The sequence below is a fragment of the Streptomyces sp. NPDC047022 genome (genome assembly GCF_040644155.1).
Classification (GTDB): Bacteria; Actinomycetota; Actinomycetes; order Streptomycetales; family Streptomycetaceae; genus Streptomyces.
Genome location: NZ_JBEYVV010000006.1, coordinates 171,373 through 196,174, shown reverse-complemented (window position 1 = coordinate 196,174; position 24,802 = coordinate 171,373). Strand labels below are relative to the sequence as shown.

General features: G+C 70.0%; 27 protein-coding genes and 1 riboswitch. Of the genes, 12 read left to right on the top strand and 15 right to left on the bottom strand.

Going from position 1 to position 24,802, the window contains the following annotated elements; translation table 11 throughout:
- Positions 1 to 16 precede the first annotated feature (16 nt).
- Complete coding sequence (locus ABZ845_RS10165; protein WP_360975687.1) at positions 17 to 1,171, top strand: ROK family transcriptional regulator; 1,155 nt, start codon at positions 17 to 19, stop codon at positions 1,169 to 1,171.
- A 98-nt stretch (positions 1,172 to 1,269) separates the two neighbouring features.
- Here ABZ845_RS10165 and ABZ845_RS10160 read toward each other — a convergent pair whose 3' ends face one another.
- Both ABZ845_RS10160 and ABZ845_RS10155 read right to left on the bottom strand, forming a co-directional pair.
- Entirely contained in the window at positions 1,270 to 2,988 is a 1,719-nt protein-coding gene (locus ABZ845_RS10160; RefSeq protein WP_360975684.1) for an MFS transporter, read from the bottom strand.
- Positions 2,989 to 3,027: 39 nt separating this feature from the next.
- On the bottom strand, positions 3,028 to 3,486 hold the full coding sequence (locus ABZ845_RS10155) for a MarR family transcriptional regulator (protein WP_360975681.1): 459 nt from the start codon (positions 3,484 to 3,486) through the stop codon (positions 3,028 to 3,030).
- A 167-nt stretch (positions 3,487 to 3,653) separates the two neighbouring features.
- Here ABZ845_RS10155 and ABZ845_RS10150 point away from each other — a divergent pair, with 167 nt between their 5' ends.
- Together ABZ845_RS10150 and ABZ845_RS10145 are read left to right on the top strand one after the other, a co-directional pair.
- Entirely contained in the window at positions 3,654 to 4,346 is a 693-nt protein-coding gene (locus ABZ845_RS10150; protein WP_360975678.1) for a helix-turn-helix domain-containing protein, read from the top strand.
- Between the two features lie 304 nt (positions 4,347 to 4,650).
- Positions 4,651 to 4,826: riboswitch (cyclic di-AMP (ydaO/yuaA leader) on the top strand.
- Positions 4,827 to 4,833: 7 nt separating this feature from the next.
- Complete coding sequence (locus ABZ845_RS10145) at positions 4,834 to 6,036, top strand: NlpC/P60 family protein (RefSeq protein WP_360975675.1); 1,203 nt, start codon at positions 4,834 to 4,836, stop codon at positions 6,034 to 6,036.
- Between the two features lie 102 nt (positions 6,037 to 6,138).
- Here the strand turns inward: ABZ845_RS10145 and ABZ845_RS10140 are convergent, their stop codons facing one another.
- A complete protein-coding gene (locus ABZ845_RS10140) occupies positions 6,139 to 6,498 on the bottom strand; it encodes an SsgA family sporulation/cell division regulator (protein WP_360975801.1) in 360 nt (119 codons plus the stop codon).
- Between the two features lie 72 nt (positions 6,499 to 6,570).
- Positions 6,571 to 6,879, bottom strand: coding sequence for a hypothetical protein (locus ABZ845_RS10135; protein ID WP_360975672.1), 309 nt, complete (start codon positions 6,877 to 6,879; stop codon positions 6,571 to 6,573).
- Positions 6,880 to 7,249: 370 nt separating this feature from the next.
- On the opposite strand from ABZ845_RS10135, the gene mgrA reads away from it, so the two are divergent.
- The 6 genes from mgrA (at position 7,250) to ABZ845_RS10105 (ending at position 13,076) form a co-directional block, all read left to right on the top strand.
- On the top strand, positions 7,250 to 8,293 hold the full coding sequence (gene mgrA, locus ABZ845_RS10130; protein ID WP_360975798.1) for an L-glyceraldehyde 3-phosphate reductase: 1,044 nt from the start codon (positions 7,250 to 7,252) through the stop codon (positions 8,291 to 8,293).
- A 245-nt stretch (positions 8,294 to 8,538) separates the two neighbouring features.
- Complete coding sequence (locus ABZ845_RS10125; RefSeq protein ID WP_360975669.1) at positions 8,539 to 9,267, top strand: flavin reductase family protein; 729 nt, start codon at positions 8,539 to 8,541, stop codon at positions 9,265 to 9,267.
- An 8-nt stretch (positions 9,268 to 9,275) separates the two neighbouring features.
- On the top strand, positions 9,276 to 10,493 hold the full coding sequence (locus ABZ845_RS10120) for an alpha/beta hydrolase (RefSeq protein ID WP_360975666.1): 1,218 nt from the start codon (positions 9,276 to 9,278) through the stop codon (positions 10,491 to 10,493).
- Positions 10,494 to 10,520: 27 nt separating this feature from the next.
- Entirely contained in the window at positions 10,521 to 11,414 is an 894-nt protein-coding gene (locus tag ABZ845_RS10115; protein WP_360975663.1) for an alpha/beta hydrolase, read from the top strand.
- Positions 11,415 to 11,464: 50 nt separating this feature from the next.
- Positions 11,465 to 12,253, top strand: coding sequence for an enoyl-CoA hydratase/isomerase family protein (locus ABZ845_RS10110; protein ID WP_360975660.1), 789 nt, complete (start codon positions 11,465 to 11,467; stop codon positions 12,251 to 12,253).
- A gap of 103 nt (positions 12,254 to 12,356) precedes the next feature.
- Positions 12,357 to 13,076, top strand: a complete 720-nt coding sequence (locus ABZ845_RS10105) for a hypothetical protein (RefSeq protein WP_360975657.1) — start codon at positions 12,357 to 12,359, stop codon at positions 13,074 to 13,076.
- 33 nt (positions 13,077 to 13,109) lie between these two features.
- Here ABZ845_RS10105 and ABZ845_RS10100 read toward each other — a convergent pair whose 3' ends face one another.
- The 3 genes from ABZ845_RS10100 to ABZ845_RS10090 all read right to left on the bottom strand — a co-directional run bounded on the left by ABZ845_RS10100 (position 13,110) and on the right by ABZ845_RS10090 (position 14,985).
- Positions 13,110 to 14,039, bottom strand: a complete 930-nt coding sequence (locus ABZ845_RS10100; protein ID WP_360975654.1) for an NAD(P)H-binding protein — start codon at positions 14,037 to 14,039, stop codon at positions 13,110 to 13,112.
- A gap of 73 nt (positions 14,040 to 14,112) precedes the next feature.
- Positions 14,113 to 14,277 (bottom strand): hypothetical protein, encoded by a 165-nt coding sequence (locus ABZ845_RS10095; RefSeq protein ID WP_360975651.1) that lies wholly within the window; start codon positions 14,275 to 14,277, stop codon positions 14,113 to 14,115.
- Positions 14,278 to 14,400: 123 nt separating this feature from the next.
- The gene (locus tag ABZ845_RS10090; protein ID WP_360975648.1) at positions 14,401 to 14,985 is read right to left on the bottom strand and encodes a CGNR zinc finger domain-containing protein; all 585 of its coding nucleotides are present in this window, start codon (positions 14,983 to 14,985) and stop codon (positions 14,401 to 14,403) included.
- A 38-nt stretch (positions 14,986 to 15,023) separates the two neighbouring features.
- On the opposite strand from ABZ845_RS10090, the gene ABZ845_RS10085 reads away from it, so the two are divergent.
- Entirely contained in the window at positions 15,024 to 16,214 is a 1,191-nt protein-coding gene (locus ABZ845_RS10085; protein WP_360975645.1) for an MFS transporter, read from the top strand.
- 33 nt (positions 16,215 to 16,247) lie between these two features.
- Here ABZ845_RS10085 and ABZ845_RS10080 read toward each other — a convergent pair whose 3' ends face one another.
- From ABZ845_RS10080 to ABZ845_RS10060, 5 genes are all read right to left on the bottom strand, one after another.
- Positions 16,248 to 16,700 (bottom strand): flavodoxin family protein, encoded by a 453-nt coding sequence (locus ABZ845_RS10080; RefSeq protein ID WP_360975642.1) that lies wholly within the window; start codon positions 16,698 to 16,700, stop codon positions 16,248 to 16,250.
- Positions 16,701 to 16,784: 84 nt separating this feature from the next.
- Complete coding sequence (locus tag ABZ845_RS10075; RefSeq protein WP_360975639.1) at positions 16,785 to 17,663, bottom strand: polysaccharide deacetylase family protein; 879 nt, start codon at positions 17,661 to 17,663, stop codon at positions 16,785 to 16,787.
- Positions 17,664 to 17,873: 210 nt separating this feature from the next.
- A complete protein-coding gene (locus tag ABZ845_RS10070) occupies positions 17,874 to 18,290 on the bottom strand; it encodes an OB-fold domain-containing protein (protein WP_360975795.1) in 417 nt (138 codons plus the stop codon).
- Positions 18,291 to 18,432: 142 nt separating this feature from the next.
- Positions 18,433 to 19,197 (bottom strand): TetR family transcriptional regulator, encoded by a 765-nt coding sequence (locus tag ABZ845_RS10065; RefSeq protein WP_360975636.1) that lies wholly within the window; start codon positions 19,195 to 19,197, stop codon positions 18,433 to 18,435.
- A gap of 108 nt (positions 19,198 to 19,305) precedes the next feature.
- The gene (locus ABZ845_RS10060; protein ID WP_360975633.1) at positions 19,306 to 19,806 is read right to left on the bottom strand and encodes a PaaI family thioesterase; all 501 of its coding nucleotides are present in this window, start codon (positions 19,804 to 19,806) and stop codon (positions 19,306 to 19,308) included.
- Between the two features lie 94 nt (positions 19,807 to 19,900).
- On the opposite strand from ABZ845_RS10060, the gene ABZ845_RS10055 reads away from it, so the two are divergent.
- Positions 19,901 to 20,368: a helix-turn-helix domain-containing protein gene (locus ABZ845_RS10055; protein WP_360975630.1), complete on the top strand. Its 468-nt coding sequence runs from the start codon at positions 19,901 to 19,903 to the stop codon at positions 20,366 to 20,368.
- A 20-nt stretch (positions 20,369 to 20,388) separates the two neighbouring features.
- Here ABZ845_RS10055 and ABZ845_RS10050 read toward each other — a convergent pair whose 3' ends face one another.
- On the bottom strand, positions 20,389 to 21,210 hold the full coding sequence (locus ABZ845_RS10050; protein WP_360975792.1) for a maleylpyruvate isomerase family mycothiol-dependent enzyme: 822 nt from the start codon (positions 21,208 to 21,210) through the stop codon (positions 20,389 to 20,391).
- A 177-nt stretch (positions 21,211 to 21,387) separates the two neighbouring features.
- Positions 21,388 to 23,028, bottom strand: a complete 1,641-nt coding sequence (locus tag ABZ845_RS10045) for an APC family permease (RefSeq protein WP_360975627.1) — start codon at positions 23,026 to 23,028, stop codon at positions 21,388 to 21,390.
- A gap of 318 nt (positions 23,029 to 23,346) precedes the next feature.
- Between ABZ845_RS10045 and ABZ845_RS10040 the strand changes: the two genes are divergently transcribed.
- Positions 23,347 to 23,676 carry an antibiotic biosynthesis monooxygenase gene (locus ABZ845_RS10040; RefSeq protein ID WP_360975624.1) on the top strand — a complete coding sequence of 110 codons (330 nt, stop codon included), beginning with the start codon at positions 23,347 to 23,349 and terminating at the stop codon, positions 23,674 to 23,676.
- Between the two features lie 62 nt (positions 23,677 to 23,738).
- Here ABZ845_RS10040 and ABZ845_RS10035 read toward each other — a convergent pair whose 3' ends face one another.
- Positions 23,739 to 24,755, bottom strand: coding sequence for a cytochrome c oxidase assembly protein (locus tag ABZ845_RS10035; protein WP_360975621.1), 1,017 nt, complete (start codon positions 24,753 to 24,755; stop codon positions 23,739 to 23,741).
- Between the last annotated feature and the right edge of the window lie 47 nt (positions 24,756 to 24,802).

The window sequence follows — 24,802 nt, the reverse complement described above, 5'->3', positions numbered from 1 at the left end:
ATATAGGATCGGCCGCATGAGCCTCGCCGACCAACCCCCCGCCGCCGCCTTGGTCTTCCGGACCCTGCTCCAGCACGGCCCGCTCAGCCGCGCCGAGATCGGACGGCGGACCGGACTGTCACCGGGAGCCGTCACCAAAGTGGCCACGCCGCTGATCGCGGACGGCTGGATCACCGAGGCGGGCCGTCCCTCCACCGAACGGGCGGGCGGCCGTCCCGCGACGCTGATCGCGGTGCGGGCGGAGCGCGCCCGGTTCGTCGGGGTGAAGGTCACCGGCGACGAACTCATCGGCGTGCTCGCCGACTTGACCGCCCGACCGCTCACCTCCCGGCGGGCCGCGCTGGGTTCACGGGACGTGGGCAGCGTCGTGCTCGCCATCGCCCGTCTGGTGGATCAGCTGAGGAAGGCGGCGGGCACGGAGGGGGCCGACCCGGTCCACAGTATCGGCGTCACCATCTCGGGCGACGTCGACGGCCGGACCGGCACCGTGCAGTACTCGCCGTTCCTGAACTGGCGCCGGGTGCCGCTCGCACAGCTGGTCGAGTCGGCCACCGGCGTCCCGGCCGTCATCGAGAACGATGTGCGGGCCCTGACCGTGGCCGAGCAGTGGTTCGGCGCGGGCGTGGGCCTGTCGTCCTTCGCATTGGTCACCGTCGGAGCGGGCATCGGCGCCGGGCTCTCGATCGGCGGCCGGGTGGTCTCCGGCGCGCGCGGGGTGGCGGGCGAGGTCGGTCACCTCCCGGTGAGTGGCAGTGACCGCGTCTGCACCTGCGGCAACACCGGCTGTGTCGAGGCGGTCGCCTCCACCCACGCGATCATCGAGCAGGCCCGGCAGGCCACCGGCGACCCCGCGCTGACCATGGATCGGGCGGTACGGCTCGCGCACGCCGGCGACCCCGCGGTCCGGGCCGTCTTCGCCCGCGCCGGGCATGCCATGGGTCTGGCGCTGTCCGCCGTCGCCAACCTGATCGGCCCGGAACGGATCATCATCTCCGGCGAGGGCCTGGCCTCCTACGACCTGTACGCCGACCAGATCCGGCGGACCTTCGCCGACCACGCCTTCGGGGCTGCCGCCGACTGCGATCTCGTGGTCAGACCACTGCCGTTCGAGGAGTGGGCCCGGGGCGGGGCGGCGGTCGCGGCCCAGCGCGTATTCGCCCCCGCCAAGTAGCCCTCGCCCAGGGCCGTTCCGAGCCCCTGCGGGGACCGCACGGGGCAGGCCGGTCCGACGACCGGCCCGGCCCCGCGGTCGCCGGTGCGCGCCGACGATCAGACCGGCCTGCCCCGGAGCTCGGACAGTACGGCCGCGGTCAACGGCCGAGGGGCGTCGTCCGGGTCGACCAGCACGACGGTGCAGGAGGCGGCGTGGGTGAGGGCGCTGGTGAAGCTGCCGTCGCCGAACTGCAGAAGGGGGCCGCGCGGGGAGCGTCCGACGGCGACGGTACGCGCGTGGACCTCGGCGGCATGCCGCGCCAGGGCGCGGCCGGCCGCGGCGTGGTCTCCCACGCTGGTGAGGACCTGGCCCGTAACGGCGATGCCGTAGCCGGACAGGCGGTCGAGATGGGCCCTGACGGCGGCACCCGACTCCTCGAAGTCCTCGGTGTCGGCGGCCTGTCCGTCGACCACGGCGGTCTGCTGGACATGGACGACCTCCAGCGGACTGCCGGTGTCCCGGGCGAGACGTGCCGCGGTGTCGACTATGGCGGCGGCCCGGTCATGTGCACCGACGGCGACGATGACCGCAGGCGCACCGCTGCTCGGCGCACCGCCGACCGGGATCAGGTCCGGGCCCACGGACTCGCCCTCGGCTCGCTGCTCGGCCCGGCGCAGCAGACGGTGGCCGCCGGCGAGCACGGGGACCCCCAGGAGGAAGGTGCCGGCGCCGAGGTAGAAGGGGACGCTCAGGTCGACGGCGTCGGCGAGCTTGCCCGCGACGTACGGCGCCAGACCGCCGCCGATGAAGCGCAGGAAGCCGTAGGCCGAGGAGGCCACGGGACGCTCGACCGGGGAGACGAGCATGACGGCCTGGGTGGTGAGGGTGTTGTTGATGCCGATGAAAGCACCGCTGACGACGACCGCGGTGATCACCACGGTCGGGGTGGCGACGCCCGCCGCGATGACGGCCATGACGATGCCGAGGCCGACCAGGTTGGCGTACAGGACGGGAGCGGTGCCGAAGCGTGCCTGCAGACGCGGCGCGACGAAGACGCTGAAGCCGGCGACCAGCAGGCCCCAGCCTGTGAAGACCAGACCCAGCTGATGGACGTTCAGCTTCATGGGGTACGGGGCGTAGCCGAGCATCGTGAAGAAGCCCCAGTTGTAGAGCAGGGCCATGATGCCCATGGTCAGTAGGCCGCGGTGGCGCAGCGCCTTGAGCGGGGCGAGGGGTGAGGTACGGCGTTCGGGTTTGGGGAGGGAGGGGACGAACGCCAGCGTGGCGATGAGCGCGATGCCCATCAGGACCGAGACCCCGAAGAACGGGCCGCGCCAGCTGATGGCGCCCAACTCGCCTCCGAGCAGGGGCCCTACGGCGATGCCGAGCCCGAGGGCGGTCTCGTACAGGATGATCGCGCCTGAGAATCCGCCACTGGCGGAGGCCACGATGACGGCCAGGGACGTGGCGATGAAGAGCGCGTTGCCCAGGCCCCAGCCCGCGCGGAAGCCGACGATGCCGTCGATGGAGCCGCTGGCGCCGGCCAGGGCGGCGAACACGACGATGACGGTGAGCCCTGTGACCAGGGTGCGCTTGGCGCCGAAGCGGCTGGAGAACCAGCCGACGATCAGCATGGCGACGGCGGTCACGATCAGATAGCTGCTGAACAGCAGGGAGACCTGGCTGGGTGAGGCACGAAGGCTCTCGGCCAGGGCGGGCAGGATCGGGTCCACCAGACCGATGCCCATGAAGGAAATGACGCAGGCGAACGCCACGGCCCAGACGGCCTTGGGCTGTCTGAACGGGCTGGCAGCCGTTCCACGCGGTGCTGTCATGCGCTCTCTTCCACAACGTAGAGGAATGAAAGGTGAGGGTCAGAAACGGGACCGGCGGTCCTGGATCGCGCGGGCCACGGCGGGCAGAGCGGTCTTCACCGCCTGCTGCTCGGCTTCGGTCAGTTCCTCCATGAGCTCCTGAAGGGCCTGGGCGCGTTCGGCCCGCCGCTGCCGGACCACCTCGAGGCCGATGTCGGTGGCCTCCACCAGCACGCCGCGGCCGTCGCTGCGGTCCGCGGCGCGCCGCACCAGGCCCGCACGCTCCATGCGCGTGACGAGCTGGGTCATGTTGGGCTGGGAGGCGTTCTCGGCCCGAGCGAGTTCGGTCAGCCTCTGCGGTCCCTCGCGGCCGAGCCGGGCGAGCGCGGAGGACGCCGCCGCGCTCAGGCCGCCGGCCGTGGCGCTGTGGCGTACATACCGGACCATCTGCTCGACGGCGGTCATCAAGTCCTCCGACGACACCTGAGGGGCCGCCGGATCCATAACCCGCTTATGCATAACCGCATCATGCACTTACATGTAGCGTGAAACAAGTCCTGTGCACCCGGCCGCCCACGACTCGATCTGCGCCTCCCGCCATTCGGTGGCGCGACAGACCCCTCCCCCATCAGGTGATACGAGGCACACCGCCGATTTCGAGGGGGCCCTCATGTTACGCTCGACACATGAGCCCCCGTTCCGCTCTCCCCGCGCCCGAGGCACCGGCCAAACCACTGCGCCGAGACGCGCAGCGCAACCGGGACGCGATCGTGGCCGCCGCCCGCGACGCGTTCGCGGTCGAGGGCGTGGGCGCCTCGCTCGAGGGCGTGGCCCGTCAGGCCGGCGTCGCCATCGGCACGCTCTACCGGCACTTCCCCACCCGGCTCGCCCTGGTCGAAGAGCTCTTCGCGGCAAAGTTCACCGATCTGCTCGACGCCGCCGAAGAAGCGGCGGCCATGGACGACGCCTGGCAGGGGTTCTGCCACTACCTGGAGAGGTTCGCCGAACTCCAGGCGTGCGACCGCGCCTTCAACGACCTCGTCTCGTCCAAGCTGCCGACCCACGCGGTCAGTTGCCAGTCCGTCGAGCGCGCGAAGGAACTGGCCGACCAGATCTTCCACAACGCCCAGCAGCAGGGAGTCCTGCGGGACGACGTCGTTCCCGAGGACCTCGCCTTCGTCATGTGGTCGCAGGCGGGCATCATCCAGGCGACCCGCACCGTCGCCCCCAACGCCTGGCGGCGCCACCTCCATCTGATGCTCGACGCGTTCCGCGCCCAGTGCGCCCATGAACTCCCCGAGCCCCCGCTCACTCGCCGGCAGGTCGATGAATCCCTCACCGCCTTCGAGTGCCGCGAGGATGCCTGCGCCGAGTGCTGAACAGGCGTTCTTGGCAACGATCGCCTCGTAGCCGACCGCGCGTTCCTCATATCTCGTGGCCACGGCCCGATTCCGTTGGAGCCGGTTCTTCGAGAACCGTCTCTCCAATGCCGACGGCATGAGCGGTACTGCGGCCCCGCTCGCGGCGTCACGCTCCGCGAACAGGGCGACACAGCGGAGGAGTCCCGCTTGAAGTCACGAAAATGTATCGGGCATATCACCCACCAACCTTCACAGGGGCCACATCAGTTGGCTACCGTCACGGGCGGGCCGTACGGCACCCACCGGCGAACGTCGCCGGGCCGCTCGGCCTCCGCCGAGTCCGGCGTGCCCCCTTCACGGCATCCGGAGCCGGGGACCCAACCGACCTTGGGGTGAATCGGCCCAGCCTCCCGCGGGGAATTGGGCTGTAGGGCAACCCTTCCGAACCACCCGCCCGAACCCGACAGCTAACTCGGTAGGCGGAAAATGGAAGGAGTCGCCTCCCTTGGCGTCGCATCGCAAGTCGCGCCCCGCCAGTGCCCTGGTAACGGGCATACGCACCCCCGCCATCGCCACGGCCGCGCTCACCACCGTGGCCCTGTTGTCCCAGACCGCCAACGCCGCCCCCTCCTCCGACGGAAAGCCGAGCGTCGAGGAGGTCGAGAAGAAGGTCGACGACCTGTACCACCAGGCGGAGTCGGCTACCGACAAGTACAACGAGGCCAAGGAGAAGGCCGACAAGCAGCGCAAGAGCGTCGACACCTTGCTGGACGACGTCGCCCGGCGCACGGAGAAGCTCAACAAGGCGCGTGAGGAACTGGGTACGTTCGCCGCCGCCCAGTACCGGACGGGGGCCGCCGCGCCCGACACCGCCACCTTCTTCCTCGCGAACTCGCCGCAGGACTACTTCGACCAGACCCAGCTGATGGGCAGGCTGACCTCACGGGAAAAGGGCGCGGTCGACGACTACGTCACCCAGCAGTCGGCGACCATGAAGCAGCGGCAGGAGGCCGCCAAGAGCCTCCAGACGCTGACCGCGTCGCAGAACGAGCTGAAGACCGAGAAGGCCGCCGTGCAGCAGAAGCTCGCCTCGGCTCGCCAACTGCTCTCCGAGCTGACGGCGCAGGAGAAGGCCCGGCTCGCCGCGATCGAGAAGCAGAAGCAGGAGGAGGCCGCGCGCAAGGCCGCGGAGCTCGCGAAAGAGCAGGCGGCCGCGGAGGCGGCGCAGAAAGCCGCCGCCGCGAGATCCTCGAGCTCGTCCGGTTCTTCCGGCTCGACGACCTCTACGGGTTCGACCGGTTCGACGGGCTCGACGGGCTCGACCGGCTCGTCCTCGGACTCCTCGTACACCGCCAAGGCCGCAAAGGCGCTCGCCTTCGCCCGCGCGCAGATCGGCAAGCCGTACGTCTGGGGCGCCACCGGTCCCGGCTCCTACGACTGCTCCGGCCTCACCTCGGCCGCCTGGAGGGCTGCGGGCGTGAATCTGCCGCGGACCACGTACGACCAGGTCAACGTGGGCACCACGGTTTCCCTGGCCAATGCGCAGCCGGGTGACCTCGTCTTCTTCTACGACGACATCAGCCACGTCGGCATCTACATCGGCAACGGCATGATGATCCACGCTCCGAAGCCCGGCGCATACGTCCGCGAGGAGTCGATCTACTACGGCGGTGAGTCGATCATCCACAGCGTGGTACGGCCGGCCTGAGTGACGGCGGCGAGCGTCTTCCGGGTGAAGCCGGACGGCCGCCCGAGTTCTGCGTTGTACCAGAGCTCGGGCGTCTTCCGGCCAGGAGCTGACATCCGGGGTTCAGCCCGCCAGCAGATGCGCCAGCTCCGCATCCAGGTCCAAGTGCTCCGGCTCGGACCCGGGCGGCACCATGAGCCGCGTTTCGCCGAGGAAGGATTCCACGCCGTCCGCCGGGAGTTCGAGCAGGACCGAACCCGCCGGCGGGCTGAGGGCGATGTAGAGCACATCCCTGCCGAGTCCGTCGCCCGACCACATGCGGACGTCTCCATGACCCGCGTGCCCCCGCAGGGCCTCGGTCAGCGTGTCGCGGCTGAAGAACCACTCGACCACCGCGCCGTCCGTGCCGCCGCCAGTCTCGAAGACGGCGCGGACGGCGTAGGGGTCCCCGGCCTCGTAGTGGAGTTCCATGGACAACGGCATGGACAGCTCACGTGACAGGACGAGCCGTACGGGCAGCTCGTACGCCACGGCTCTCGACGCTTTCACGGTCCGTCAGTGCTGGGCGGTCAGCAGCTGGTCCACGATCCAGAGGTCGACGCTGCCGTTCCGGACCGGGGTCACGTCCTTCCACCAGCCGTGGTTCCAGACGTAGAGGCGGTGACCGTCCCAGCGGAACTGTCCCTCCTGGTACGCGGCGGGCTTGCCACTGCGGACGCCGTGGTCCTCGTGGCTGACGACCGAGGCCCGGTCTACAGGTCCGGACGTCGCCGCCGACGCCGTACCACCGGCGCCGAGAACGGCTCCGCCCACGATCAGCGCGGAAGCGACAGCGGCCGGAACGCGCCTGACGAACCTGTTCATAATCATCTCCCTGTGACGTGCCACGATTCCGCCTCGTAGGCGTGTGGCCTCGCTCTGTGAACGGCGTTGCAAGACGGTTGTACCCGTCTTCCGCCGGGCGGCCGAACCAATTCGGAGGGGTCCCTCACGTTCGACTCCGCCAGAGTACTCGAGGGGCCCCTCATGTTTGCGGTGAGGCTCATCACAGCACGTCGGAAGGGTGCGAAGAGCGGCTCAACACCCCCGTACGGCAACGCGGGAGCGATTAAGAAACGGCACTGGTGAATCCCATGAAAGGGAACAGTTGGACTTCAGGATCACTTAGGAGCAGGGTGGGCCCGTGCCCTCGATCCCGACGGGCACTCTTTACTGCACCACCGGAGACCATCCGATGAACTACCTCGCGGACCCCGATCGCTACAGCGGCACCATGCGCTACCGGCGCACCGGACGCTCGGGGCTCGACCTTCCCCTGCTGTCCCTGGGTTACTGGCACAACTTCGGAGACGACCAGCCGTTCGAGACCCAGCGCGACATCGCCCTGCGGGCCTTCGACCTCGGGATCACCCACCATGACCTCGCGAACAACTACGGGCCGCCCTACGGCTCCGCGGAGATCAACTTCGGGCGCCTGATGAAGCAGGACCTGGCCCCGTACCGCGATGAACTGGTGATCTCCACCAAGGCCGGCTGGGACATGTGGCCCGGCCCCTACGGACAGGGCGGCGGCTCCCGGAAGTACCTGCTCGCGTCGCTCGACCAGTCGCTGAGCCGCATGGGGCTCGACTACGTGGACATCTTCTACTCCCACCGGCTCGACGCGACCACGCCGCTGGAGGAGACGATGGGCGCGCTGGACACCGCCGTCCGCCAGGGCAAGGCCCTGTATGTCGGCATCTCCTCGTACGACGCCGAACGGACCCGCGAGGCCGTGGCCATCCTCCGTGAGCTCGGCACCCCGCTCCTGATCCACCAGCCGTCGTACAGCATGCTCAACCGGTGGATCGAGACCGACGGGCTGCTCGACACCGCCCAGGACGAGGGTTTCGGGGTCATCGGCTTCACGGCGCTGGCGCAGGGCCTGCTGACCGGGCGCTACCTCGACGGCATCCCGGAGGGCTCGAGGGCCGCACAGGGCAAGTCCTTCGACACCGCGTGGCTCTCGGACGACATGCTGCGCAGGCTGCGCGCCCTCAATGACATCGCGGCGCGGCGTGGACAGACCCTCGCCCAGATGGCCCTGGCGTGGGCACTGCGCGACGAGCGCGTCACCTCGCTCGTCATCGGCGCTTCACGTACGGAGCAGCTGGAACAGAACGTGGCCGCGCTGGAGAACCTCGACTTCAGCGCGGAGGAACTCGCCGAGATCGACAAGTACGCCACCGACGGCGGCGTCGACCTGTGGCAGGACGCCCGCCGCGGAAACGTGCGCTGACCTTCCGAGGGCCGCCCGACCGGACTCCGCGGGTTCGCCCCTCACACTTCGGCCCCGGTGCCGCACCCAGGTGCGGCACCGGGGCCGACGCGTATGCGGCGTCCAGCCGCCTTCGCCATGTCCGATTTGCCATGATCGGCGAAATTTATCGGCATACCTCTTGTTCGACATAGGCAAAGCTCATACGCTTATTTCATCGAGATGCGATACGGCGATGCCGTGACTCAACCGATGGAGGGTCTCCGGTGATCATTGACGCCGCGGAGCTCGACGCCGCACACGCCTACAAACTGCTGATCGGAAGCATCATTCCGCGCGCGGTGGCCTGGGTCAGCACAGTGTCACGCGAGGGCGTCGCCAATCTCGCGCCCATCTCCTTCTTCACCGCGGTAGGGCGCAAGCCGCCCATGGTTTCGATCACTCTGCAGCCGCGGGAGGACGGGGTCACCATGAAGGACACCTTCGTCAACATCCGGGACACCGGCGAGTTCGTCACCAACCTGGCGACGCTGCCGCAGGCGGAGGCCATGCACGGTTCGGCGTTCTCCTTCGGCCCGGAGGTGGATGAATTCGAGGAACTGGGCCTTCAGAAAGAACCGTCCGAGGTGGTGCGCGCGCCCCGGGTCAGGGAGGCGCCGATCTCCTTCGAGTGCGTGGTCGACCGCATCATCCCGGTCGGGGACGACGGCGTCGACCATGTGGTGTGGGGCAGGGTGGTGCGCTTCCACGTCAGGGACGACCTGTATCTGGAGCGCGGACGGATCGACACCGCCGCACTGCCCGCCGTGGGCCGCCTCGCGGCCGAGTACACCCTCGTGGACAACGTCTTCACGACCCCCCTGGACAAGGAACTGGTCACGGCCCGGCACGGGCGCCGTATGCGGCGTCTGGACGCGCGGCCGGACCACTGGTCCCCCATCGACACCGGCGAATGGTCCCCCTCGGGTGCCACGACCTCGGGTCCGGGCAGGTGAGCGCGGGAATGAGGACGGAGCGGGTCGCGCCGGCCGGTGTGCGGTTCCGCCGCCGGGGCGACGGCGATCTGGCGGTGGTGTTCGTCCACGGCTTCCTGGACGACCAGTACGTCTGGGAAGCCGTGACCGCCGGAATCAGCACGCCGGGCATCGAGTGCGTCACGCTCGACCTGGCCGGCCGCGAGGACCGTACGGCGGCGAGCGGGCCGTTCGACTACGACCGGTTCGCCGACGAGGTCGGCTCTGTGGCCGATGCGCTGGACAAGCCCTTCGTCCTCGTCGGGCACAGCATGGGGGCGGCGGTGGCCGAGCTGGTCGCCGCACGGCGCCCGCCGCGGGCGGTGGGCCTGGTACTGCTGACCCCGGTGCCGCTGGCGGGCACGCGCCTGCCCGACGAGGTGATCGGCCGGTTCCGCTCCCTGGGCGGCGATCCCGACGCCCAGCGCGCGATCCGGGAGCAGGTGTCCGTCGCGCTGCCCGAGGCCGACCTCGACCGGCTCGTGGACACCGGAGTCCGCGTACGTCCGGAGGTCGTACGGGATTTCGCCGACTGCTGGAACACCGGGCACCCGGCCGGCGCGCGGCCGAGCCGCTTCACGGGACCCGTGCTCATCGTGCGCGGCGCGGGCGACGGGTTCGTGACCGAGGACATGGTCGGCGCAGGGGCCGTGCCGCGGTTCGGCTCGGCTCGGACGCAGGGGCCGGTGTCGGTTGCCGGGGCCGGACACTGGGTCCACGTCGAGCAGCCGAGCGAGGTCTGCGGCCGTATCGACCGCTTCCTGGCAGGGCTCCGCACCTCCGCCGGCGGGAAGGCGCCAGGCACTGCGCACCCGCAGGGCTGGATCAGCGCCTTCGAGCAGAAGTCGGCCACGGCGTTCGGGGAGGCGTTGGCCGAGGACGTGGTGCTTGAGGCCGGCGCGCTCGCCCGCCCGGTCGCGGGCCGCGACCGGGTGAAGAGCGTGATGGGCGCGGCGAGCAATGTCTACGAGTCGCTCGCCTTCACCCACGAGACCGTGGACTCGGACCGCACCTATCTGGAGTGGCGGGCCACGGCGTTCGGCGGCATGCGGCTCGAAGGCGTGACGATCCTGACGAAGGACGGCGGCGGGCGGATCGTCCGGATCGCCATTCATCACCGACCGCTTGGCGCCGCGCTCCGGTTCTCCACAGAACTGCGCGAACGACTGCGCGATGTGATCGATTCCGACCATTTCTATCAGAGCTGAGGCCCGTTCACAGCAAGGAGCACTTTCATGGCTGAGCGCCAGGATGCCGCATTCACGGCCGACGGCGGAGTGACGCTGCGCGGCCGGCTCTATCTGCCGGACGGTCAGGGGCCCCACCCGGCGATCACGATGGCCCACGGCTATGCGGGGGTCAAGGAGCATGGGCTGGAGCCCTTCGCGTGCGCCTTCGCCGAGGCCGGGTTCGTCGTGCTGGTGCACGACCACCGCACCTTCGGGGCCAGCGACGGCGAGCCGCGCCAGGACGTCGACCCCTGGCGGCAGATCGCCGACTGGCGCCGCGCCGTCTCGTACCTGGAAAGCCGGCCCGAGGTCGACGCCGGCCGTATCGGCCTGTGGGGTACCAGCTACGCGGGCGGCCACGCGATCGTGCTGGGCGCGACGGAACGCCGACTGCGCGCCGTGGTCGCCCAGGTGCCCACCATCAGCGGCTACGAGCAAGGGCTGCGCCGTGTCGCACCGGATGTGGTGGCCACGCTCGAGGAGTCCTTCGCCCACGACGAACGGGCACAGTTCAGGGGGGAGGCCCCGCGCACCCAGACGATCGTCAGCGCCGACCCGGCCGTGCCGGCCGCCTACCGGGCGCCGGACGCCATCGACTTCTACCTCCAGCCCGGTACCGAGGGTGTCTGGGACAACAAGGTCACGGTCCGCTCGACCCGCGCGTCCCGTATGTACGAGCCGGGGACGTGGATCACACGGGTCTCCCCCACACCGCTGCTGATGGTGGTCGCCCTCGGCGACACCGTGACCGTGACCGACCTGGCGCTCACCGCGTACGAACGTGCACTCGAACCGAAGCGGCTGCAGCTCATCCCGGGCGGCCACTTCGACCCTTACACCACCCAGTTCGAGCAGGCTAGCGGCGCCGCCATCGCCTGGTTCCGCGAGCACCTGGCCTGACGAACCGGCAAAGCCGGGCCCTGTTCCCGGCACCACCCCGAGGAAGAAGCATGTCCCACCTGACGTACTCCATCGATAACGGCCTCGCCACACTGGTCCTGTCCAACCCCCCGCAGAACCGTATCGACGCGCGGATGGCCACCGAACTCGCCGACGCCCTCGAAGCGATCGGACACGGCGGCGCCCGTGCCGTCCTGGTGCGTGCCGAGGGCCCGGACTTCAGTTTCGGCGGCGACATCGTCGACTGGCCGGATGCCGACATTCGGGAACTGCGCGCCCTCTTCGAGCGGTACATGCAGGTCTTCAAACAGCTCGAGCGGCTGCCGGTCCCGGTGATCGCGGCCGTTCACGGGCTGTGCTTCGGCGGCGGTCTGGAACTCGCGCTCCGCGCCGATGTGATCTTCGCCGCCGAGACGGCCCGATTCGGCCATCCTGAGCAGACTCTGGGCATCGTCACACTGCTCGGCGGGATCTACCGCGTCGCCGAACGCGCGGGCCGGGCACGCGCCTCCGAATGGGCGATCACCTCCGAGCAGGTGCCCGCCCATGTCATGGCCGAGGCCGGCGTGGTGAACCGGGTCATCGCCGACGACGCCCTCGTGGCCGAGGCGACCGCCTTCGCCCGCAAGGCCGCCAAGGGTCCCACCCGCGCCTACGCCACGCACAAGGCCCTTCTGCGCGCATGGGCCGTGGGCGGGGTCTCGGCGGCGGACGAGGCCATGTTCGACATCGCCATGCCGCTCTTCGAAACCGATGACGTCAAGGCAGGTCTGGCGTCGGCGGTGAACGCGTTCAAGGCGGGACTCCCCCGGCCCGCGATCGAATTCCAGGGCCGCTGACCGGCGGCACCAGGGCGGCTGACCGGCGGTTTCAGGGCCGCTGACCGGCAGAATGGGCCCGGCCTCGCACACCGGCCGGGCAGAAGGGAGCAGGGAATCCACAATGAACGAGTTGCTCACCGAGGTACTCGAAGCCCATGGCGGGCTGCGGCGCTGGCAGGAACTGGCCCAGGTGCGTGCCACCATCGTCAGCGGCGGTGACCTCTTCGCCATCAAGGGTCTGCCGCAGGACCCCGTGCCACGCGAGATGACCGTGCGACTGCACGAGGAACACGCCTCGGTGCGCCCCTTCGGCGCAGCCGACCAGAAGACGGACTTCACGCCCGGCCGGGTGAGGATCGAGAAGCTCGACGGGCGGGTCGTGGCCGAACGCAAGAACCCCCGGTCGTCGTTCGCCGGGCACGTTCTGGAGACCCCCTGGGATCCGCTGGACCGCGCCTACTTCAACGGATACGCGCTGTGGACCTACCTCACCACGCCGTTCCTGCTCGCCATGCCGGGCTTCACGACCACCGAGATCCGGCCGTGGCAGGAGGGAGGGGAGCTGTGGCGGGGACTGCGCGCCGCGTTTCCGCCCCACATCGCGAGCCACTCTCCGTACCAGGACTTCTACTTCGGTCCCGACGGGCTCCTTCGCCGGCATGACTACCACGTCGATGTGGCGGGCGGATTCGCCGCCGCACAGTACGTCTACGAGCCGATGGTCGCTGACGGGATCGTGCTGCCCACCAAGCGCCGGGCCTACCGCCGCGACACCGAATTCTGTCCGCTGCGGGATCAGGTCATGGTCTCCATCGACATCATCGAGGCCGACTTCGGCTGACCGCTCCGGGGCGATGTCCGCCGTGGCAACGGCTCAGTGCGAGGAGAGTCCGGCGTCCTTGCGCACGAAGTCGGCGATCCCCGAAGGGGGACGGCCCGTGACCTGTTCCACGCCGTCCGCCTGGCGGTCGTACCGGTTCTCCGCGTGGAGCCGTGCCATGGTCGCGATGTGCTCGAAGACATGGTCCGGCAGGCCAAGGGGCCTGAGATCGTTGTCGAGCCAGTCCGGCAGCGGAACGTCGGTGTAGGTGACCGGTCGGCCCAGGGCGGTGGAGATCTCTGCCGCCATGGCGTCGACGGTCTCCGAGCGGGGGCCGGTCAACTCGTAGGTCCGGCCGATGTGCGGGTCCGGGTCGGCGAGGATCTCCTCCACCACCGCTGCGACGTCATCGGCAGCCACCGGGGAGGTCTTGGCCTGGCCGAAGGGCAGCCTGATGGTTCCGTCCACGGCGATCGAGGAGAATCCGACGTGGAAGAGCGGGTTCTCCATGAACACGGTCGGTCTGACCTGGACCACGGGCAGACCCGACCAGTCGAACACCTGCTCAACGAGCCACTGCTGACGCTGCTGCACCGACTCGGACGTGCTCATGATGTCCATCTGGGACACGGTCAGCTGAGACATGTTCACGACCGCTTCAAGGGCCCCGTGGGCACGCGCGGCCACCGCGGTCGTCACGGCGGCCTCCAGATACTGTGCCGACACGCCCATCCCGAAGTACATCCGCCCGCAGCCGGCGAGGGCCCCGGCGACGTCCCTCGCACGCGTCAGGTCTCCCACCACGACCTCGGCACCGGTCGAGCGCAGCGCCTGTGCGCGCTCGTCGTCCCGGTGCACCAGAGCCCTGACGGGCAGCCCCCGCCGACGGAGGCCCCCGACGACGGAATGCCCGACGCCACCGACCCTGCCCGCGGCACCGGTCACCAGGATGGGCAGCACGCTGGATTCCCGGGAGGTGTCCATGGGGGCAGCCTGCGACCGGGACAGCGGGGGTGCAACCGGAGCGATAGGGCCCCGGCCCACGACCCGGAAGCCCTCAGTTCCACCATGACCGCAACCAGGACGATCCCGGCGTCCACAACCACGCGCGCTTGCGGCTGAGTCCCACGATGTCGGGGCTGTGCGCAGCCGCCACCACGGTCATGACCGGCCATGCCAGCATGATCGTCAACGCCGCCGGCGGGCTGGCGAACGTGCCCACATGCCCACTCTCACCTCGCGACGCAGCGCACCCCGTCTGCCCATACGGCTTCCCCTGCCGCCCGCGGCGTCTCAGGGCGCAGGCTGCTCCCCCGCCCCACGGCCCTCGTGGGGCAGGGGCGAACTACCCGACCTCGCCGGACCGGGAGCGCCGGTGGGCCGCGACCCGTTCGCGGGTCGCGCAACGGCGCGAGCAGTAGCGGCGTTCCTGACCACTGCCCTGGGTGATGAAGACGTTGCGGCAGCTGGGTGACGCGCAGATCCTGCCGGGCGGGCGTTGACGGTCCCAGAGGAGAACGGTCAGGGCCATGCAGGACGAGGCGAGGAGCCATGCGCCCCAGGGGGCGTCGTCGTCGTGGTCGAGGTGGGGATGCCAGGGCGTGCCGCCGCCGTGCGAGGACAGGCGGATCGGCCCGGTGTGTTCCCGCAGGAGGCGGTTGAGGGTCGCGGCGGCGTCATCGACGTGCTCGGCGGCGAAGACCTCGCGCAGCGGGGCGGCGGCCGCGCGCATCTCGGTGACGTCGAAGGCGGTGAGAGCGACGGATTCCGCCTCGCCGTACGCACGCAGTACGTCGGCGACTTCGGACGGGTCGGGGTGGTCGTCGGCCAGCGCGTTGATCAGGGCGGCGGTTCGCCGGGCCATGGTCAGCACGGAGTGCCGGGTGGACCAGTCGTCGGTGGTGGAGGGCACGGTCAGAATGTAACGCATGTTGCTGAGTTTTACGTTACCTCCGTAACGTCTCAGCGATGAAACCGCGTTACTCGCTCTTCGCCTATCTCGCCGGAGCCGTGGCGGCTCGAGTCGGCGACGAGATGTCAGGACCGGCGCTGATGCTGGCGGGTTTCGCGCCGGCGAGATCGATCACCGAGGCGTCGTCGCTGCTCGCGGCCATCACGGTCTCCGCCGCGGTGGGAGGGCCGGTGCTCGGGGTGTTCCTCGACCGGGCGGGACGGCCGGGCCGCCTCCTGGCCGGAGCCCTCGTCCTGTACGCGGCGGGGCTGGGGCTGGTCCTCGTGGGGCTCGGCCGTTTCCCGTTCGCCGTCACTCTGTCGATCGCCGTGGTGACGGGGCTGGCGGGCCCGGCCCTGTCGGGCGGCTGGACGGCACAACTGCCCCGTGTTGTGCCGGGTGACCGCCTGGCGCGGGCCAACGCGCTCGACGCCATGACGTTCAGCGCGGCGAGTCTGGCCGGTCCGGCGCTGGCCGGCGGTATCGCTCAGGCGCTGGGAGCCCCCGCGGCCGTGCTGGTATCCGTCGTGCTCATCGCAGTGGCGCTGCCCGCCGCTTGCCTGCTGCCGGCCCGCGACGGCCACGCACCTGACGCCAGGTCAGCCTCGGTGATCAGCGATCTCGCCGCCGGAATCCGGGCCATCATCAGGAATCCGCCATTGGCCAGGGCGACTCTCGCCTCGGTCGTCTCGTGCGCCGCTCAGGGCATGCTGACGGCCTGCGTCGCGGTCCTGGGCGAGCGCGTACTGGGAGGAGCCGGCCGCGGCGCCGTACTGCTCTCCGGCGCTGCGGTGTGCGCCCTGGCGGCGAATGCCGCGCTGGCCCGGTTTCCGCATTCTGTCGCCCCTGACACCGTCATCCGTTCCGGCGCGCTCGTCCAGGCCGCCGCGTACGCCCTGGCCGCGTCGGGGCAACCGGTCGTGGTCATCGCGGCCGTACTCATGGCCGGTGTCGGCGAAGGACCTCAGCTCGCCGCCTTGTTCGCGGTCCGCCACCGGGAGGCCCCTGAGCACCTGCGCGGCCGGGTCTTCACGACCGGTGGCAGCCTGAAAATCACTGGATTCTCCCTGGGAGCGGCGGTCGCCGGACCGATCGCGGCCCGGTCGCTTCCCTGCGCTCTGGCGCTCGCGGCCGGTGTGGCGGTGTTCGCCGCGCTGGGTCCGGCTTGTCTTCGTACGCCGATGGACCGCCTGGATGGCGCGACGTGAGCCAAGGGCTCAGAGCCAAGTCTCCGCCGCGAGTCAGCCCATCAGTCCCGCGGCGACCGTGGCCCCCAGCTCCCAGCACGCCTCCGTGTCCGCCTTGCCCGGCTCGCCGGTCACTGTCACCGCCTCGGCAGCCCGCCGCCAGCCCAGACCCGTTGTGATCGCGTCGATCCCCCGTACCGCCCCCGTCACATCGTTTCCGCCATGTACCCAGTAACCGAAGGGCCTGCCGGCCGTCTCGTCCAGACAGGGGTAGTAGACCTGGTCGAAGAAGTGCTTGAGGGCGCCTGACATATAGCCGAGGTTGGCCGGGGTACCCAGCAGATACCCGTCGGCGGCCAGCACATCGGACACGGTGGCCGACAGCGCGGCCCGTCGCACCACCCGCACCCCTTCGATCTCGGGCGCCGTCGCGCCGGAGACGACGGCTTCGAACAGTGCCTGGCAGTTGGGCGACGGCGTGTGATGCACGATGAGCAAGGTGGCCATAAGGCCGAACCCTGCCCCGCCTGCCCGTCCGGCCGCAACCGGCGGCATGAACACATCCGTGGCGAGGGCGGATCGCCGCTCCCGTCAGCGCAGTCCGTCGGAGAGGCGTACGAAGCGGTGGCCGGTGGCCAGCAGGCGGGGGACGGCGGCGGCTATTCCCCTGGCGGTACCGCCCTCGGGGTGGTTCATATGGCACAGCACGACGGAGCCGCCGGGGGCGGAGGCGACGGTGGCGGCGACCTGCGCGTGGGTGAAGGTGGCGCCGCCGTCGCCGTTGACCGAGAAGCTGACGAAGCGCTCACCCAGGTCCGTGACGATCCGGGCCGCGATGTCGTCGCAGAACGCGGTGCCGGAGCGGAAGTAGCGCGGCGGGGCGCCCAGCAGCCGCGTGAGCTTGGCCCGGTTGCCCGCGATCTCGTCGTACACCTCGCCGGCACTGCGCGTGCCGGGTATGCCGTAGGCGGAGCGTCCGGTGACCGACAGCGGACGGTGTCTGGTGCCGTGGTTGGCGATCTCGAACAGCGGCTCGGCGGCGAGCCGTTGGAAGAGCGCGGGATTGGCGTCGATCCAGCGGGAGTTGATGAAGAGGGTCGCCGGTATCCCGCGACGCCGCAGAAACTCGATCAGCGCCTGGTCGTAGCCGCTGCCGCCCGGGCCGCCACAGGCGTCGAAGGTCAGCGCGATCTCACGTTTCCCGGTCGGCAGCGCGTGCACCACTCCGGGCCCGTCGAATCCCCATGTGCGGGGCACGTCCCGGCCGAAGCGGGCGACGACCGCTGCACGTGTGACCCCGGGCGGCGTGGCCGGAGCTTTGCGGGAGGCGGCGGGAGCCGGTGCTCCCGCGACGGTCCTGCGGGATGCGGGCGAGGCGCCGGGGCGTGATGTGTCACTGCCCGGACCCGCGCACCCCGTGAGTACGCCGCCGGCCATCGCAGCCAGCACCGCCCGGCGACCCGGTCCCATCCGCTCTCCCGCAGGTCAGTAAGTCGTCGCGGGCCGTCGCCGCCCGCACGAGAACCGTAGACGGGACACGCTCCCTGGCCGGAAAGAGAGCGGCAAGGATTCGCCAATAATCCGCCGGGCTCCGGGGATTCCGAGCGGACGTTCCCGCCGATGGGCGTTGTACGGGTTGGACGCGTCAGACGCGTCGCCCGGACAGCGGCTGACGTCCCGTCAGCTCCACAGCCGGTGCGACGGCTCGTCGACCAGCTGGAAGACGGGCTCTCCCCGGACGGGGTCCTCGGCGACGGACAGCCGGACCCGGTCCCCGCTGTGTATGGCGACGGGGGATCCCGTCACACGGCCTCGCACCACGAATCCCTCGGCCATCTCGACCAGCGACACATTGCGGGCGACGGGTGTCTGACGGTGCACCACCGTGGCATGACGCACCGTGCCCGTGCCCTCGCTGCGCTCCGGGCGCAGTTCGCTCCCCCGGCACACCGGACACAGGAGCCGCTGGTAGACGGCCGTGCCGCACCAGGTGCAGCGCTGGAAGTACAGGGCATCCGTATCCTGGGCCTCGGGTTCCAGCAGACCCGTGACGGAGTCGGCTGCCGGGTATGAGGTGCTTGCCGAGTGGTCGTACACGCTGGTCAACTCCCTGCGCTCAGCCGGAATCCGACGTGCGCGGTTCACCGTGCCACCGTGCACAGCGCCAGCGTATGGCACTCAGTGCCACGTGTAAAGGCACTCCGTACCCTTCCTTGTCCTTGGAAGGAGACAAGGGGGTTCAGCCGGGGCCGCCGAGCGTGGACTCGAGTTCCTGGACGACCCTCCACAGCGGCGCCCCGCGGCGGGTGACGACGACCACCACGTCCCCGTCCTCCGCCACCGATCCGGATGCGTACGCCGCCGGGGCATCCACGGCCGGCCCGCCGAAGGCGGACCGCACATGGCGGAGTGCGTGATCCACCGTCGCCGCCGCATCGCCCCGGCCGTTCGAACGCAGCCAGGAGCGCAGCGCGTTGTTGTGCGCCGCGACCACGGCGGCCGCGATCACGTCCGCCTGGAGGGTTCCGTCACGCCGTCCCGCGAAGCGCTCCCGCAGATACCCGGCAAGGGCGCGTTCGTAGCGCCAGACCACCGACAGTTCGTACGCGCGCAACCCGGGGACCTGCTTCGTCAGCTGGTAGCGCTGCACGGAGAAGGTCGGGTTCTCCGCGTACATATCGAACACGAGGCGGGCCGCGTCGCAGACACGCCCGACCGGCTCGACCGGCTCGCCCTCGTCGGCGGTCGCCGAGAGAAAGTCCGTCAGGTCGGCGAGGCACCGCTCGTGGTCGGGGAAGACCACGTCCTCCTTGGAGGGGAAGTAGCGGAAGAACGACCGCCGCCCCACTCCGGCGAGCGCCACGATGTCGTCCACGGTGGTCTGCTCGAAGCCCCGCTCGAGGAAGAGCTGGAACGCGGCCGCCACCAGGGCGTCCCGCATGGGCGGCTTCGCGGCGGGCGCGTCGGCCTTGTCGTCGCGGCGGGCCGCGCTGCTCGGGCTCATGGACGGGAACGTAGCACTCGCCAGGGGCACCTGGCACTCAGTGCCGATCTTGAGGGAACCGAGTGCTCCCCGCCCCCGCCGCGATGACGGGCGGTGCGGCAATCGGTGTCAGCCTTGAGCGGGGGGCACGGGAAAGAGCATGCAGCTGCTGGTGGCGTGAGCCAGAAGGCGGTCCGCCTCGTCGACCAGCTTGGCCTCGGCGAGGGCCGTACGGCGACCGGCGTTCACGACCGTACCGATGGCGCGCACCCTGCCGGTGTCCACCGTGATGCGCCTGAGGAACTTCACGTTCAGGTCGAGCGATGTGTACGCCATGCCCACGGGCAGGGTGGAGTGGACGGCGCAGCCGGCCGCCGAGTCGAGCAGCGTCGCGTAGACCCCGCCGTGCACGCTGCCGATCGGGTTGTAGTGCTCCTCGCCCGGAGTCAGGGAGAAGACGACCCGGCCGGACTCGACCTCGTCGAGGGTGAAGTCCAGGGTGGCGAGGATCGGCGGCCCCGGGATCCGGCCCGCCCGCATCTCTCGCAGCAGCTCCATGCCGGAGACGCGCCCGGCCACCTCTGCCGTGACCGCGGGGTCCTCCCACTGGTATGTACGGATCCGTCCCATGCCGCGCCACCTCTCCATCTGACTTCTACAGACGAAGCTAGCCGCGCCTTTCGCTGACTGTCAATATCGAAGCCAGGTTGGCTACCATGGAGCCATGGAGTGGCTTGAGATGAGCACGGAGAACTGCTCCGTACAGCGCACCCTCGATCTGGTCGGCGAGAAATGGGTGCTGCTGATCCTGCGCGACGCCGTCAACGGGGTCCGGCGTTTCGACGACTTCCGCCGTCATATCGGCCTGTCGGAGGCGGTTCTCAGCGACCGGCTGCGCAAGCTGACCTCGGCCGGGATCCTGAAGACCGTCCCCTACCGTGAACCGGGCAGCCGCTCGCGCAACGAGTACCACCTGACGCGCAAGGGCTGGGACCTGTGGCCCGTCGTCGTCGCGCTGCGCCAGTGGGGCGAGACGTACGCACCCGGCCCCGAGGGCGCCATCCTGGATCTGCGCCACTCCGAGTGCGGGGCCCCGGTGCGTGTCGTGGTCGAGTGCTCCGCGGAGCACAAGGCCCTCTCTCCAGCGGATGTCACGGCCCGGCCGGGGCCAGGAGCCCGCCGTCTGCCCTGAAACAATCGGCCGGCGGTGGATCAGGGAGCGGTGAACAACCCTGGAAAGCGCGCCGCCAGCCACGGCTTGCGCCCCCAGGCGAGCACCCGCCCCACGGCGATGGCCCGCCAGGGGTTGCACCGGCCCAGGGCGATCAGCAGAAAGGTGACGGGCTCGGTGAGGAGGGTGCAGTCGGGGCGGTGCGGCGGCTCGGGCGTCACCTCGACGGCGCCGTCGGCAATGATGACGCCGAAGGCCGGGCCGCCCCGCACGCTCAGTCTGTAGCGGGCGGTGAACCCTGCAATGGCGGTGGCGTCCGCGACGCGCGGCATGGCCGCCCGCAGGAACGGCAGGCACAGCTCGACCCGCTCGCGGTCGATCATGTGCGGTCGGCCCAACGCGCGTGCGAGGTCGTACCCGTGGCCCAGCATGTGCGTCAGAAGGTAGGAGGCGAGGATCGCCCTGTTCATGGGACCGAGCGGGGTCACGAGCGTCGGCTCGGCGGTGCCCTCCGCGGCGGACCGGGCCAACGCGTCCAGAAAGGCGTCCGCCTGCTCCACGATCATGTCGGCGAGCGGCTGTGCGCTCCGCTCGGCGAACGCGGCGAGCGCACTCGCGTTGGCGGCGGCCAGGCTCTGGGGTGTGCCGTCGCCGTAGGGACGTTCGCGGCCCGCGGCGAGGTCGGCCATCAGCTCGTTCGCCTGCGCGAGATGGGCCGCCGCCTCTCCGATGGTCCACTCGGAATCGGGTACGGGCGCCCCCGTGTCGGTCGCTCCGCGCAGCAGCGCGGCGATGTCGGCGGCGGTCCCTCGTATCGCCGGGCCGAGTCCGTCGGGCAGGGTGGCCCCGGTGTCCTGCCGCATCTGCGCTTCCACGTCGGCCTCGCTCCTGTCGTCATCCCTGCCGGGCTCGTCGCGGTACCCAATCAGGCTCGGGGGTCGCCCGACAAGAGTCCGGACGCCACCGCTCCGCTGTATGCCTCCCAGAACGGGATGTGTCCCGTCAGCCGAGGCTGACGGGACACGTCCGGACGGGGTGGCTCAGTGAGCCGGGGTGTCGACCACCACGACCTCGTCGATGCTGCGCTCGATCGCCTCGGGGCGCAGGGCGACGGCGTTGGCCCAGTAGTAGATGGCCAGGGAGAAGCCGGCGATGACCAGCATGTCCCACCACAGCCCCAGGTGACCCTGGCCGCCGAAGCCGCCCTGCCACGAGATGAGGCCCATGCCCAGCAGGTAGACCGGCAGCCACTGGGCGGCCTTGAAGTCCATGCGGGGCGCGTCGGGCAGGCCCTTGCTGTTGGCGTAGACGGCGTACCCGCCGAGCAGCACGTAGCCGATGATGATCGCCACGCCCAGCCGCCACAGGGTGTCCCAGGTGGACCAGTAGATGATGAGGTTGGCCACCACGAAGGAGAGCGGGGAGATCAGCTTGCCGCCGGGGAGGCGGTAGGGGCGCTCGAAGCTGGGCAGACGCTTGGCGAAGACGCCGTACGCCAGCGGCGCGCCCGCGTACATCAGGACGCTCGCCGAGGTGATGAAGCCGACCAGCTTCTGCCAGCTCGGGAAGGGCAGGAAGCAGATCACGCCGACCACGAAGGACATGGCCAGACCGAACCACGGCACACCGCGCTTGTCGGTCTTCTCGAACAGCTTCGGCGCGTAGCCGTTCTTCGACAGGCCGAAGGAGACGCGCGAGGTGGCGGTGGTGTAGATCAGGCCGGTGCCTCCGGGGGAGATCACGGCGTCGACGTACAGCACCCAGGCCAGCCAGCTGAGGCCCACCAGAGTGGCCAGGCCCGCCCACGGACCTTCGATTCCCTTGAAGGCGAGGTTCGCCCAGCCGTGCGCGAAGGAGGCGTGCGGCAGCGCGGCGATGAACACGACCTGGAGCGCGACGTAGATGACCGCGCCGATCGCGACCGAGCCGAGGGTCGCGCGCGGCAGGTCGCGCTTGGGGTTGCGGCTCTCGCCCGCAAGCTGGATCGCCTGCTCGAAGCCCAGCAGCGCGAAGATGATGCCGCTGCCGCTGATCGCGCTCAGGACGCCCTTGATGCCGTAGGGGGCGAAGCCCTCGGAGGTGAAGTTGTGCGGGTGGAAGTTGCCCACCGCGATGACGAAGATCGCGACCAGCGGGACGGCGATCTTCCACCAGGTGGCCGCGCTGTTGGTGTGCGCGAGTACCTTCACACCAAGGAAGTTGACAGCGACGAAGACGGCCATCAGCACGATGGCGAACACGAAGCCGCTGGCGGTCAGGGTGCCGTCGGAGGCGTGCTGGAGGCCCTGTCCGAACTTCCAGTGACCGAGGTAGCCGATCATGGCCTCGACCTCGATCGGGGCCACGGTCGCCGCCTGCAGCCAGGCGAACCAGCCGAAGGACATGCCGGCCAGGCCACCGAAGGCGTAGTGCGGGTATCGGGCCGTGCCGCCCGCCACCGGGAACATGCCACCGAGTTCGGCGTGCACCAGCGCGAGCAGGACGATCGCGACTGCGCCGATGCCCCAGGAGATGATCGCAGCCGGACCGGCGGCGATGACGGCGTTCTTCGCACCGAAGAGCCAACCCGACCCGATGATGGAACCCACGGAGGCCCACATCAGTCCGATCAGACCGACGTCACGCCGCAGACTGCTCTGCCCTCGGGTGACGTCAGGGGCTGCATGGTCAACTTTCACCATGTCAAGGGGCCTCTCATTATCTGAACAGGGAATTAACGCCCAACGGCCGCTCACAGTAGGAATCGAGACCGGACTACAGAAGACCGTCGGCCGAGATTTGACTATTCTTTTTACCTAGGTCAGCCCGGGCACGCGAATGTCCCTATTCAGCACGCAAATATGAGAAGAGCCTGTGACAGCCAACGGTTAGACAGTGATTCAGATCACCACCGGACGCCTCACATTGCGTGCGCATGCCAAAGGGCGACTGCACGCCACAGCGGGTCGCGAACGCGGCGCCGTGGGCCCGGTGACGGCCCGGTGCGGCAGGATGAGGCCATGAGCGTAGTCAAGATCAACGTACTGAAGGTCTCCGCCGAACAGCGGGAGACGCTGGAGAAGCGCTTCGCCTCCCGTGCCCACGCCGTGGAGAACTCGGACGGGTTCGAGTGGTTCGAGCTCCTCCGGCCCGTCGAGGGCACCGACGACTATCTGGTCTACACGCGCTGGCGCGACGAGGCATCGTTCCAGGCCTGGCTGGAAGGGCCCATGAAGGCGGCGCACCAGGGCGGTGACGCGGAGGGCGGCGAGCGTCCGCGTCCGGCGGCGAGCGGTTCGACCCTGTGGTCCTTCGACGTGGTGCAGCAGGCGGCGCCCAAGAACGCGTAGGCGGACCGCCGCTCACGGCCAGGGCGACGGCGGTCGGCCCTGGCCGTGGGCCCAGGACGGCGTCAGTCGTCTTCGCGCTGGCGGCGGATCCTGGCGGCGACCTCGTTCTGTTCGGTCTCCCACCAGGGACGGACGAGTTCGGGAGACTCGGTCCGGCCGCCCTCCATGGCCGGCACGGCGGCGGGAGCGAGTTCCCTGTCGAGCCGGCGGTCGAGGACGGCCGCCTGAGCGCGTTCGGCGCGCGCCCATTGCACCAGGATCGCCAGGAGGAAGGGCAGCGCGACCAGTTCGGCGATGCTGAGCATCGCACCGCCGCCGATCTGCTGGTCGTGCTGGACGTCCGGCGCCCAGGACGGCGCGTGGTGCAGATACCAGGCGCCCGCGATCAGCGTGCCGTGCGTCATCACCACGACGCCCGGGACCGCGTCGACGATGCCGTCCACGAAGACGAGAGCCGCCCGTACCGGGTGGGTGCACCAGGAGGGCAGCGTCTGTTCGTGCGTGAGCATCGGCACGACGAACAGGCATCCGGCCGTCAGCAGGTGCAGATACATCAACTCGTGCAGCCAGCCCACGCGCAAGGCGGTGGCGAAGTACGGCGTGAAGTACACGGTCAGCTCGGTGGCGAGGACCAGGGCCGTACTGACGAGCGGAAATGTCAGAATTCGCACCACTTTGCCGGTCATTGCGCGCCGCCCCTTCTGCGCGGAGGCCTCCGGCAGCGCCTCCACGGCGAGCCGCAGGGGGTCCCCGAGGGCCAGGCCCAGGGGTGCGACCAGGTCGAGCAGGATGTTCTGCACGGCGGCCGGCCAGAACAGCACATGGTCGTACACGGCCAGCGCGGACATCGTGGCCACGGTCAGCGCACCCAGTCCGAGGAGCACGAAGGCGGCGAGACGGGCGAGCGGCCAGGAGGCGCCGCGCCTGCGCAGCCGTACGACACCCCAGCCGTAGAGCGCGGCGAGGACGAGCACCAACAGCAGTGCGGGCACGTCCCATTGCCAGGACGACAGCAGACGCCCCGTGGTCGGTTCAGCAGGCTGCCCAGCCGACAGAACGCTCACCGGGTGACCAACCATCCAGATCGTCCTCCTTCAGCTCACATGGGGCGAGCCGGATCGATTGC